The organism is uncultured Anaerovibrio sp. (assembly GCA_902786545.1).
Classification (GTDB): Bacteria; Bacillota; Negativicutes; order Selenomonadales; family Selenomonadaceae; genus Anaerovibrio.
Genome location: CADACU010000054.1, coordinates 1 through 11,686, shown reverse-complemented (window position 1 = coordinate 11,686; position 11,686 = coordinate 1). Strand labels below are relative to the sequence as shown.

10 protein-coding genes are annotated in these 11,686 nt (G+C 46.4%); all 10 read left to right on the top strand.

What is annotated here, in order from left to right; translation table 11 throughout:
• On the top strand, nucleotides 1-288 hold a 288-nt coding region (locus QZV24_RS09270), incomplete at its 5' end, for a hypothetical protein (protein ID WP_294523179.1).
• A 351-nt stretch (nucleotides 289-639) separates the two neighbouring features.
• Nucleotides 640-1,455 (top strand): Rpn family recombination-promoting nuclease/putative transposase, encoded by an 816-nt coding sequence (locus QZV24_RS09265; RefSeq protein WP_294523176.1) that lies wholly within the window; start codon nucleotides 640-642, stop codon nucleotides 1,453-1,455.
• 491 nt (nucleotides 1,456-1,946) lie between these two features.
• Nucleotides 1,947-3,161: an autotransporter strand-loop-strand O-heptosyltransferase gene (locus tag QZV24_RS09260; protein ID WP_290657245.1), complete on the top strand. Its 1,215-nt coding sequence runs from the start codon at nucleotides 1,947-1,949 to the stop codon at nucleotides 3,159-3,161.
• Nucleotides 3,148-4,389, top strand: a complete 1,242-nt coding sequence (locus tag QZV24_RS09255; RefSeq protein ID WP_294523172.1) for an autotransporter strand-loop-strand O-heptosyltransferase — start codon at nucleotides 3,148-3,150, stop codon at nucleotides 4,387-4,389. The genes QZV24_RS09260 and QZV24_RS09255 overlap by 14 nt, the downstream gene beginning before the upstream one ends.
• Nucleotides 4,390-4,504: 115 nt before the next feature.
• Nucleotides 4,505-5,134 carry a DUF47 domain-containing protein gene (locus QZV24_RS09250; RefSeq protein WP_294523170.1) on the top strand — a complete coding sequence of 210 codons (630 nt, stop codon included), beginning with the start codon at nucleotides 4,505-4,507 and terminating at the stop codon, nucleotides 5,132-5,134.
• A complete protein-coding gene (locus QZV24_RS09245) occupies nucleotides 5,127-6,122 on the top strand; it encodes an inorganic phosphate transporter (protein ID WP_294523169.1) in 996 nt (331 codons plus the stop codon). Before QZV24_RS09250 ends, QZV24_RS09245 begins: the two co-directional genes overlap by 8 nt.
• A gap of 74 nt (nucleotides 6,123-6,196) precedes the next feature.
• Nucleotides 6,197-7,189 (top strand): uridine kinase, encoded by a 993-nt coding sequence (locus tag QZV24_RS09240; RefSeq protein ID WP_294523166.1) that lies wholly within the window; start codon nucleotides 6,197-6,199, stop codon nucleotides 7,187-7,189.
• Between the two features lie 85 nt (nucleotides 7,190-7,274).
• Nucleotides 7,275-7,898: a hypothetical protein gene (locus QZV24_RS09235; protein ID WP_294523165.1), complete on the top strand. Its 624-nt coding sequence runs from the start codon at nucleotides 7,275-7,277 to the stop codon at nucleotides 7,896-7,898.
• Between the two features lie 71 nt (nucleotides 7,899-7,969).
• Nucleotides 7,970-8,998 carry an HlyD family secretion protein gene (locus QZV24_RS09230; protein WP_290657234.1) on the top strand — a complete coding sequence of 343 codons (1,029 nt, stop codon included), beginning with the start codon at nucleotides 7,970-7,972 and terminating at the stop codon, nucleotides 8,996-8,998.
• 195 nt (nucleotides 8,999-9,193) lie between these two features.
• A complete protein-coding gene (locus QZV24_RS09225; RefSeq protein ID WP_294523163.1) occupies nucleotides 9,194-11,080 on the top strand; it encodes a glutamine synthetase in 1,887 nt (628 codons plus the stop codon).
• Nucleotides 11,081-11,686 lie beyond the last annotated feature (606 nt).

Here is an 11,686-nt window from a genome sequence, read left to right as displayed (position 1 = left end):
CCAAGCCCTGCGGAAAACATTTTCGGCTTCATTGCTGCGTCCGAAAGTGCGGCGTTTCTCATTGCCTTCTTTCCAGTGAACAACACTAAATTCAATCTGCGCATTATGCTTGATTTCATTAAGTGTTGCTGGCACGAAATCATCATGCAAGATGGTTTCGACTTTTTCGAAGGCGGCGGAGCCGCTCTTCCACTAGGCGTAAATAGGTGTACTGCCCATGATGAGCCTGCCGGCGGCCGGACTCCGCTGCTTGCAGGCGAAAAGTTTCCCTCCGGTCCATTAGTATAGAAGCTGTATATAGTCTAGTGTAGATACTAAATTAAGCTTCATGGAATCACCCGCATGTCACCCGCTAATTTTCATCGTACTGTTGTTACGCAAATAAAATAATTAAAAGTATTGACAATGTTTACTTAAAAATATTACTATATTGTTGAAAAATATAAAAATATTTATTTACAATGTGAAAAAAGTTAAAAATATGAAGATAAATAAATTATTGCGTTATGTTGAGTTATTTTTTCTTTGGTGAAATGCCATAATAAATAATTTATTCCATAAATGTGGGAATTTATGAATAACTGCGTTATAATTTAGGATGAATAACTGCGTTATAATTTAGGAAAGGAGTTTCCTTTTATGTCTGGAAAAACACATCAAATTAAACCTTGGGAAGAGCTAACCATTGCTGACGACTATATGTTCAAGTTGGTTATGCGGCATCCTAAATTCTGCCGGCGTCTTATCGAGAAAATACTGGATATAAAAATCCGGCATATCGATTACCTGGAGAATGAAAAGTCCCTTAAATTCCGTTATACTGGAAAAGGTATCCGTCTGGATGTATATGTAGAAGGTGATGACACCATTTATGATATTGAAATGCAGGTAAGGAACTACGGCGATACAGAGTTGGCTTACCGCACCAGATATTATCAGTCGATGATTGATGTTGAGGATTTGGCAGCCGGTACTCGAATGTATTCTGAACTGAGGAATTCATTTATCACCTTTCTGTGTCCCTTCGCCTTGTTTGACCGGAAGCGGCATATGTACACCTTCCGAAACTATTGCTTTCAGGACAAGGAACTGGAGCTAAACGATGGCACAACCAAGATTTTTCTTTGTTCTGATGGGACACTGGATGATGTTTCCACTGATATTCGGGCTTTTCTGGACTACATGAAGGGGCTGCCGGTAAATGACGAATTTATTAACCAAGTCGATAACTTTATCAAGGAAATCAAGGTTCGAGAAGAGGAAAGGAAGAGTTATATGACTTATGAAATGAAGCTTATGGAAGCCCATAATGACGGCAAGGCAGAGGGCCGTGCAGAAAATCAGGCCGATACAGCCATAAAAATGCTTAAAAATAATGAGCCTATCGAAAAAATTATTGAATATACCGGCTTGACGGAACAGCAACTACAGAAGCTGACCCAACTGCCACAATAGCCAAATACTTATCCAGAATGGTAGCTGTCTGCTACCATTCTTTTTTGTTTTAGATTATTAGTCTGCCCAGATGAGACAGATTGCCTAGTGGTACTAAGCTCGCCCGGCGCGGTGCTTGTGCTCACTAAGTGCCAAGGCAATCTGATGTCCCCTTATAGACACTCCAGCTGGCTTTTTACAATTCTCAATTATATCACTACCCCCTCAGACATCTAAAGATGCCAGCTCCCCCAAGGGAGCCGAGGTTTACTTCCATCACTACCCCCTCAGGTATCTAAAGATGCCAGCTCCCCAAAGGGGAGCCGAGGAGAAAGTCCTAATTCCTAATTCTTCCCTCACTTTCATCACTTTTTGGAAAATCGCATCACTTTTTAATTTGGTATTGACTTTGTAATTGTTTTAGTCTAACTTTTTTGGTGGATGAATTTTTTAAATAGTGCGACAATGTTATAAAAATTTAGGAACGGCATAATTGATTTGGAGGGTATTTAATGTCAGAAAAAAACTATGTCAGCTTTAACCCGGGGCCGGTAGTAAGAGAGAGCGGATTGCCTGGCGTAAAGCTGGATTTTAATTACGGGGCCAGGATAGTGTTGCCGGATGATGCCGATTATCATGTGCGTCTGACGGACCAAGACACCAGCTCCATCCTGTATGAGGCAGATGCCAGAGGGGCTATGATTACCAGCACAAAAAAGTATTATATAAATTTCAAAGTGGAAATCTGGAAGGAAGGGAAGCTGGCCCTGACCCATAATCTGGATTTAAAAGGGAAAAAAGTGCATATAAAATTTCCGGTGGGAACACTGGGGGATATTTTGGCCTGGTTTCCTTATGCGGAGGAATTTCGGAAAAAGCACCAGTGTCAGGTTTGCTGCTCCATGAGTGAGGAGATTGGCCAGTTGTTTGCCCCGGCCTATCCGGACATCACTTTTTTGCCACCGGATACTTTTCCACCGGATTGCTACGCTACTTATTACATGGGGATATTTTTCCCGGCGGATGACCGGTTCCATCAGCCTACTGATTTTCGGGTTATCGGTTTGGCCCTTAATATTCCATATATATTGGGGTTGGATGTGGTGGAACGGCGGCCAATACTTACTCCGTCCAAGAAGCGTCCCATCAAGGAACCATATGTGTGTATTGCGGCGCAGGCCACCAGTCATGCCAAATATTGGAACAATACCAGAGGTTGGATGGAAACCATTGATTTTTTGAAAGCTCTGGGCTATCGAGTGCTGTGTATTGACAAGGAAAAGGTCCACGGCTCTGGTCGGCATTGGCATACTATTCCATATGGATGTGAGGATTTTACCGGCAGTTTACCGTTGCAGGAACGGGTGGATATGTTGGCTCATGCCGATTTCTTTATCGGTCTGTCCAGTGGGCTGGCCTGGTTGGCTTGGGGGGCCGGTACACCGGTTATCATGGTTTCCGGTTTTACACTGCCTTACAATGAGTTTTATACCCCATATCGGGTAATAAATTTCCATGTGTGCAATGGCTGCTGGACAGATAGCAGTGAGGAGTTTAAGCATGCTGATTTTGGCTGGTGTCCGCGCCATGCTGGTACTGAACGGGAGTTTGAATGCACCAGGTTCATCAGTTCGGGACAGGTTTGCCAAACCATCCAGCGCCTGATGAGCGACTATAAATTAGATCCTAAAAAGGGAAGAATAAGGAGAGTTAATGATGGAAAATAAAGGAGCACAGCCAGAACCATATATGGTGTTTGACCCACCGGAAAAACCAACCCAAAAAACGGAAATAGAGGGACTGAGCTTTGATTTTAATAATGGTCTTCGGGTCAGTGTGCCCAAAGGGGATTATCGGGTAAAGTTTATTGATCGTACCAATCATTTGACGGTGTACGATGCCAAGGCCTCCGGGGTAATGGCCATGAGCAGCAAGCGGTATTTTGTCAATTTCCGGCTGGAGGTGTGGAAAGAACCGTCGGATACGGACAAGAACAAAAAGAAAAAAGAGGGGAAGCTGATTTTTTCCCATGATTATAATGCTGAAGGTAAAAAAGTTCTGATGAAGTTTGCCGGGCGAGCTCTGGGGGATATGCTGGCCTGGTTCCCTTATGCGGAGTTGTTTCGGCAGCAGCATAAATGTGAGCTTTATGTGATTGTGGATGATGTATACAAGGAGATATTGCAGCCAGGTTATCCGGATATTCATTTTATCGCCGACAGCGAGCGGCCGACAGACTTATATGCTACATATTACATTGGGCTGTTTGCTCCGTGGGATGACCGGAATTCGCAGCCGACTGACTGGCGGGTAGTGGGACTGCAGGCTCATGCAGCGTATTTGTTGGGGGTATCCCCGGAGGAGCTGAAGGTAAGATTAGTTCCTTCCAAGAATGCCAAAAAGATTCGGCCGAAGGAGCCATATGTGTGCATCGCTACCCAGGCCACGGCCCAGTCCAAGTATTGGAACAATGCCAATGGCTGGTTGCAGACCATTGATTATCTGAAAAAACAGGGCTATCGGGTGCTGTGTGTGGACCGGGACCGGGTGATGGAAAACGGGATTTATAGCAATGCTATCCCCTATGGCTGTGAGGACTTTACGGGAAACCGCTCCCTGCAGGAACGGATTGATTTGATATCCGGGGCAGAGTTCTTCATTGGACTGCCTAGTGGGCTGTCCTGGCTGGCGTGGGGGTGCGATGTGCCAGTGGTGATGATAGTAGGATTTACGCTGCCGGGGACGGAGTTTTACACCCCGTATCGGGTGCAGCAGTTCCATACCTGTAATGGCTGTGCCAGTGACCAGCGCAATGAGCATAACTATGATGATTTTGGCTCCTGCCCACATCATCGGGGCACTGACCGGGAGTTTGAATGTACCCGTTGCATTAGCCCGGAATATGTACAGGATGTAATCGAAAGAGTGCGACAGGACCTTTCTGATAAAAAATAGCATCGGACAGATTAGCCTCCCGGAGGGGAGGCTTTTTCTATATCTAAAATATATTGTTAAACTCCATTGGAATATGTTATAGTTATTGTAGAGTGTGCGTTGGCAGGAGGTTGTTATGTTTAACTTTAACAAGAAAAAAGGTTCGGAGTTTTACGATTTATTCATAGAAAGTGCTCAGTTTTTTTATCAGGGTACACTTTTGATGGATGAAGTAATGGTGGACCATCGAAAAGCTGATATCAAAGTCAAGGAAATTAACATAATCGAGCATGAGGCGGATAAGGTCAATGACAAGATTATTGACAAGCTAAACCGTACTTTGATTACCCCCATTGACCGGGAGGATATTTATGCTATTGCCAATGGTCTGGATGATGGAGTAGATTTGTTGCAAGGGATTTTGCAGCGGATAGTAATATACCATACCGGCGAGGCCCGGGAAGGGGCTATCCGTTTGGCCAAGCTCCTTATTGAGTGTACCAAGAAAATCATCCGGGCACTGGAGCTGCTGCGGGAAATCAGCAAGAATCAAGAGGAGTTGCTGAAGCTTACCAGTGAAGTTGGCAAGCTGGAAAGTGAAGGAGACCATATTTTCCGGAACGAGCTGGCATATCTCTTCGCTCAGGTGAAGGACCCGATTGAGCTGATAAAATGGAAGGATTTGCTGGAGGATTTGGAGGATACTCTTGATCATTGCGAGAAGCTGGCTGATCTGCTTAGGGGCGTGGTAATGAAGTATGCTTGATATTCATCCTTTGATTATAATTGTTATTGTGTTGGCGTTGGCCTTTGATTTTATCAATGGATTTCATGATACGGCCAATGCTATTGCCACTTCGGTGTCTACCCGGGCTATTTCCCCAAGTCATGCCATTATGATGGCGGCGGTACTGAATTTCTTTGGTGCCTTGGTGAGTACCGGTGTAGCTAAAACCATCGGTGGCGATATTGTTGTGGGGCCCATCAGCCAGCCCATTATTATTGCTTCTCTCACCGGAGCTATTATTTGGAATTTGCTGACCTGGAAGATTGGTCTGCCCAGCAGCTCGTCCCATGCCTTGGTAGGTGGCATGATTGGCGGCGTTCTCATAGCTGATATGGAGGGCGTTGGCCTGAATTATATGGGTATTGGTAAGATTGTCATTGCCTTGGTGTCTTCGCCGTTGGTGGGGATGATTATTGGTTTTTTGATAATGAACATCATGTTTATGATTTTTAAAAATGCCAGTCCGTCCAAGGTCAATCACCGGTTCAAGAAAATGCAGATTGTTACTGCAGCGGCTATGGCCTTTTCCCATGGCTCCAATGATGCCCAGAAATCCATGGGTATCATAACGCTGGCTCTGGTGTCCGGTGGTGTTTTGCAGGAGTTTGAGGTGCCGCTGGTGGTAAAGCTGCTCTGTGCTACGGCTATGGCGGTGGGGACCTCCGTAGGCGGTTGGAGCATTATCAAGACCGTGGGAGGCAAGATTTTTAAACTCGAACCAATCAACGGTTTTGTAGCGGATTTGAATTCCTCAATTACGATTTTTACCGCAACTTTGCTGCATTTGCCGGTTAGTACCACCCATGTGGTGTCCGGCTCTATTATGGGCGTGGGGGCGGCCAAAAGAATACGGGCGGTGCGCTGGGGCGTTGCCCAGCAGATGGTGATGGCCTGGGTGCTTACCATCCCGTGTACTGCTGTGATGGGTGCGTTGTGTTATTTGCTGGTTACAGCCCTGTTTGAGTAATTGTGTTATATTTGCCTGAGGGGGCTGAGAGGGTCCTTTCAGGCATTTTCATTAGGAGAAGGCGGGTGTTATGTATGTTTGCTGAGGTTTTGGAGGAAGCCAAGGAATGGGCCAAAATTTTGCATTGTTCTTATGTGTCAGATTTGAACGCCATTATTGAAAATGGCGGGATAGGGGACCTTATTCGGGTATCAGAGGCATTGCACGAGAAAAAAATCGCCAATATTGCGGATAGGGTGGCCGGAGATTTGGAGAGCAACCGGCTTATCCTTATAGCAGGGCCATCATCCTCCGGCAAGACTTCCTTTGCCCAGAGACTTAGGGTGCAGCTGATGGTTATGGGGCTGCAGCCGGTGTCTATTTCCATTGACAATTATTTTGTCAATAGGCTGGATACCCCCAAGCTGCCGGATGGCAGCTATGATTTTGAGTCTATAGATGCAGTGGATACAGAGCTGTTCAATGAGCAGCTGACCCGCCTTTTGGCCGGGGAAAAGGTACTGACCCCGGTATATGATTTCAAGGAGGGGGTCCGGGAGCTGGACTATGGCGTCGAGATGCAGATTGGTATGAAGCAGCCGATTATCATTGAGGGAATTCACGGCCTGAATGAAAAGCTGACCAGTTCTATTCCACGGGATCATAAGTTTAAATTGTATGTCAGTGCGTTAAATCAGCTGAATATGGACCAGGAAACCCGTATTTCCACCTCCAGGGTCCGGCTTCTGCGGCGGATTGTCCGGGATTATCGGACCAGAGGCCGGTCGGCCAGCAATACCATCGCCCAGTGGCCAAGTGTCCGGGCGGGAGAGGAAAAGTATATATTCCCCTATCAGGATGACGCGGATGTGATGTTTAATTCGGCGTTGATTTATGAGCTGGGGGCCTTGAAGCATTATGCCATGTATATGCTGGCGGAAATTGAGCCGGATGACCCAACTTTTGTCAAGGGGCAGGAACTTTTGGCTTTTTGTCGAAACTTTAAATCAATATATGATGCCAATGATATTCCATCCAATTCACTTATCCGGGAATTTATTGGTGGTTCCTGCTTTAATGTAAGGTGATTTTGAAATTTTTAACCTACATTTAAGGTTTTTTACAGGTTTTGGTGCTATAATTAAAGCGTGCAAAGGCGAAGGGGTTGATCCTATGGTAAAGCTTAACGGTATTCGCGTGAGAATGGTTTTGTCAGGGATGTTGCTGATAGCTGCGCTGAGTATTCCGTCGCTAGATGGGAATATGGCAGAGGCGGCAAAAGGTGCTGTACGGGAAAGTGCCCCGGTACGGCAGCTGTTTGATGTGCCTCAACGCTGGCCGGATAAGTATGAGCTGGCAGCAGAGATTTCCAAAAAGTATGGTGTGAGATTTAGTTCGCTGCTGAATTTCTGCAATCAGGGGGGGCGTCTGGAGGATGCCTGCCGGATTGCCCATATGGCTATGTTGTCCAATCAATCCTTTGACAGCATTGCATCGTTGAAAAATAAAGATAATACATGGATGGATGTATTCAAGAAGATAGGTATTTCGGATACGACAATACGGGAATACAGGAAACACGCCGCAGCTGATATGCTGAAGCTGAAATATGGTGTTGAGCGGGAGCTGGCCTGTACCCTTATTGAAGAACGATATAAGCTGGGCGATATTGCCCGGGCCGGCCGATTGGCGAAGTTGGCCCAAAAGGATGTCAGGGAAGTATTGCAGCTGAAAAAAATCAATATTTCCTGGGAGGAAGTTGAAAGGCTGTTGTTAGGGGCGACCAAGGCGGCTTGATGGTTATACGAAATATCTCCGGAAATCTGTGTATTTATATGCAGATTTCCTTATTTTTTGGAGGTTAGGTTTTGACAGAAATAGATGTTACCAATAAAGCGAAATTTATTATTAAATATGGTCTGGTGGGGGTGCTTGGCCTGACCCTTATCTGTTCCAGTATTGTCTGGTACGCCCTGTTTTGCTGGGGACATATTGACATATACGATGCCAAAATTGCCGGCAATATGGTGGGAGTGCGGGCCAAAGCTCCGGGCAAAGTGGCTGAGATAATGGTACAGGATGGTGACCGGGTCAAAGCCGGTGATGTGATTGCCAAAGTGGAGGTCACCGTTACCGAAGAGCAGCTAAAGCAGATGGAGCAAACTCTGGAACTGTCCATCAAAAATCTGGAGCAGATAAAAAAAGGCGTTACGGTTTCCCGGCCAAGGGTGGTTCAGGAAACAACCGGCGGGGCATCAGAGACGGAGATTGCAGCGGCTAAAAGCAAGATGGAACAGATGAACAAGCTGTATGAGATGGGGGCCATCAGCGGCGTGAAACGGGATGAGGCCAGAGCAGAATACGAGAGCCTGCTGGCCACCCAAAGGCAGTCTGCCACCAGTGTTACCTATGAAACAGCCTATCAGCCGGCCAGTCCGGAGGTGATTCGCCGGGCCGAGCAGCAGGTAAATCAGACCAGGGCGGCTCTGGAAATGGCCAAAAGCAACGCCGGAGCCACGGAAATAACCGCCACGGTGGATGGAGTGGTGTATCTTAATAGCATCGAGACCGGTTCGGAGCTGAAACCGGGGGATGTGGTGGCATATGTAGGTGATGATAGTGATGTCTGGGTGGAGGCTTATCTGTCACCTTCCGAGGTGGAGTATGCTGCCATGGGCCAGATTGCATCCTTCTTTGTGGACCGGAAAAAATATGACGGCACCATTGTGGAGGTGTTTGAGGCGGATAAGGTGCAATCGGACACGGCCAATACGGAAGGCGGCTACATCAATAAATATCCGGCGGGAAAAACAGTGGTCCGGATTGCCATTCCGAAGGAGTTTAAGCCGAAAATCCATATTGGTAATATGGTGGATGTAAGATTCAGTAAAAATTGACCCCATGCTGACATTCGACTAAATTCAGCGGGAGTATAAATTTTCTCTGAATAATTCTCAAAAAAATGCTTGTCAAATTTTTTGGCTTGTGATATCATAAGTCGCGTAAACAAGTGTATACTTATGGCAATGGAGCTGCAAGGACTGATTTGGTCCTGCAGCTTTTTTTATTTTGATGAAAAGGTGGTAATTGACATGGAAGAATTAGTATTCGTAATTCCGGCAAATTCCAAGAAGGAAGACATTGTGGCAACTCTGGAGGCACATCCGGAAATCAAATTCGTTTCTTTGGTGGGCATTGACCTGGCCGGCAACGACACTGATGAGAAGATTCCTATGCGGGTATTCCTGAAGGATATGGATGATTTCTACAATGGTCGGGCAGTCCAGACGGACGGTTCTTCCGTAGTTCTTTCCGGTATTGCAACCCTGAACAACGCCAAGGTTGATATGCCGATTGACCCAAGTGTCAACTGGTTTGTTGATTACAACTTTGAAAATTATGACGAGGAGACCGGCCTGCCAATCGGTACCCTGCGCATTCCGGCGTTCCTCATTCACGATGGTAAGCGGGTTGATTCCCGGGCCGTTTTGGCTGATACCCTGTCCTTTGTAAAGAAGGAGCTGCTGAAGATTTTCCATGATACGCCAAAGGTGTCCGGTCTGGAGCATATTGACTGCAGCAAGATTAAGGATATCAGCTTTACTTCCGCTACGGAGCTGGAGTTCTGGGTAAAGACCCCACTGTCCCATGTGCATGTGGATGAAATGTTTGCTTCCCAGGTAATGCAGGAGCAGTACTGGCAGAGAACCCACGGTGTGGTAAGAACTGCTTTGGAGCAGACTGTAAAGCGTCTGGATGACTATGGTCTCAAGGTGGAAATGGGGCATAAGGAAGTGGGCGGTATCAAGGCTCACCTCGATAAGAGCGGTAATATGACTTCTGTTTGCGAGCAGATAGAGGTGGACTGGCGATTTGATGATGCATTGCAGGCTGCGGACAATGAGCTGCTGGCCCGGACCATTATCAAGCAGACCTTCCGTCTCAACGGTCTGGAGGTTAGCTTCAAGGCTAAGCCAATGATTGGTGTGGCCGGTAATGGTGAGCATACCCATATTGGGTTGGCCGCTATCATGGAGGACGGTTCCTTCGTAAATCTGTTTGCACCAAAGGAAATGACCGTGGATTATATGAGTGCGGTAGGCTATGGAGCTATTATGGGCCTGTTGAAGAACTACGAGGTTATCAATCCGTTCGTATCTGCTACCAATGATTCACTGAACCGTTTGAAGCCAGGCTTTGAGGCCCCAGTATGTATCGTAACCTCCCTGGGACACAGCCCAGAGGTTCCATCCCGCAACCGTTCTATCCTGGCCGGCCTTATCCGTGATATTACCAATCCGGCCGCTACCCGTTTTGAGCTTAGAGCCTGCAACCCGTACACCGATACCTATCTGGTTTTGGCAGCGATTTATTCTGCTTTGTTGGATGGTGTTCGCTATGCTGTTACCAAGACTACCAAAGAGCTGCTGGCTGAGCTGTCCAAGGAGGCCGGGGATGCGGCTGATTATCTGGAAAAGGATAGAGCCTATCGTTCTGAGCAGGATGTATTTGAGGACTATACCGCGGAAGAACGCAACCGCCTATTCGGTGCTCCGCCGGCAACTGTATGGGAAAATCTTTCTGCGCTGGATAAGTATGAGGAAAAGCGGTCGGCCATTACTTCGGCCGGTGCCTTTACTGATCCGATTATCGAGGCCTTTAAGGATGGTGCGCTGACTCGCTGGAAGATGGAACTGTTGGCCCGCATTATTCCGGAAAATCGGGAGATTGTCCGGGCAGCTAAGGAAATTGAGACTGAGTATGTGACTGACCAGGATGCATACAACTGGAACAAGATCAATGAGCTGCGGTATTATTTGGCCAAGGACAGCATTGATGAAAAGTCATTGTTTACTCTGTTGACTAATGCCCTGAAGGAAGGGGATTATGAGACGGCTTCCGGGCTCCAGGTAGAGATGTATGACAAGATTGAGGAGCTGAAGGCGCTCTACGATGTGTATATGAAGAATATTATCTGATACCGAATTTCAATAGAAAGTAAAGAAAAAACTGGGTTGCATAAGCAACCCAGTTTTTTGGGGTAACGCGGGTCTTGTTTAAGCCTTCCCCTATGGGGAAGCACCTACAGGCACTAGGAGCAAAGCTCCGTCGGTGGCGCGAAGCGCTCGGATGAGGTCAAACCCGAAGGACCTAATCGGTCGGGGGCAGTTGCCTGTTGCCCATCATCCAGCCAAGTCCTGCGGAAAGGCGTAAATAGATGTACTGCCCATGATGAGCCTGCCGGCGGCCGGACTTCGCTGCTTGCAGGCGAAAAGTTTCCCTCCGGTCCATTAGTATAGAAACTATATATAGGCTAGTGCCGATACTAAAGTGAGCTTCATGGAATCATCCGCATGTCACTCGCTGGGTTCCATCGTACTTTTGTTGCATAAACAAAATAATTAAAAGTATTGACAATATTTACTTAAAAATATTACGATATTGTTGGAAACAATAAAAATATTTATTTATAATGCGATAAAAGTTAAGAATGTGAAGATAAATAAATTATTGTGTTATGTTGAGTTATTTTTTCTTTGGTGAAATGCCATAATAAATAATTTGTTCCATAAATGTGGGAATTT

What these genes read in the sequence shown, in the direction of transcription:
- QZV24_RS09260 (WP_290657245.1), top strand. Translation starts at nt 1,947, where the DNA reads ATGTCAGAAAAAAACTATGTCAGCTTTAACCCGGGGCCGGTAGTAAGA.
- QZV24_RS09250 (WP_294523170.1), top strand. Translation starts at nt 4,505, where the DNA reads ATGTTTAACTTTAACAAGAAAAAAGGTTCGGAGTTTTACGATTTATTC.
- QZV24_RS09255 (WP_294523172.1), top strand. Translation starts at nt 3,148, where the DNA reads ATGATGGAAAATAAAGGAGCACAGCCAGAACCATATATGGTGTTTGAC.
- QZV24_RS09235 (WP_294523165.1), top strand. Translation starts at nt 7,275, where the DNA reads ATGGTAAAGCTTAACGGTATTCGCGTGAGAATGGTTTTGTCAGGGATG.
- QZV24_RS09240 (WP_294523166.1), top strand. Translation starts at nt 6,197, where the DNA reads ATGTTTGCTGAGGTTTTGGAGGAAGCCAAGGAATGGGCCAAAATTTTG.
- QZV24_RS09265 (WP_294523176.1), top strand. Translation starts at nt 640, where the DNA reads ATGTCTGGAAAAACACATCAAATTAAACCTTGGGAAGAGCTAACCATT.
- QZV24_RS09225 (WP_294523163.1), top strand. Translation starts at nt 9,194, where the DNA reads ATGGAAGAATTAGTATTCGTAATTCCGGCAAATTCCAAGAAGGAAGAC.
- QZV24_RS09245 (WP_294523169.1), top strand. Translation starts at nt 5,127, where the DNA reads ATGCTTGATATTCATCCTTTGATTATAATTGTTATTGTGTTGGCGTTG.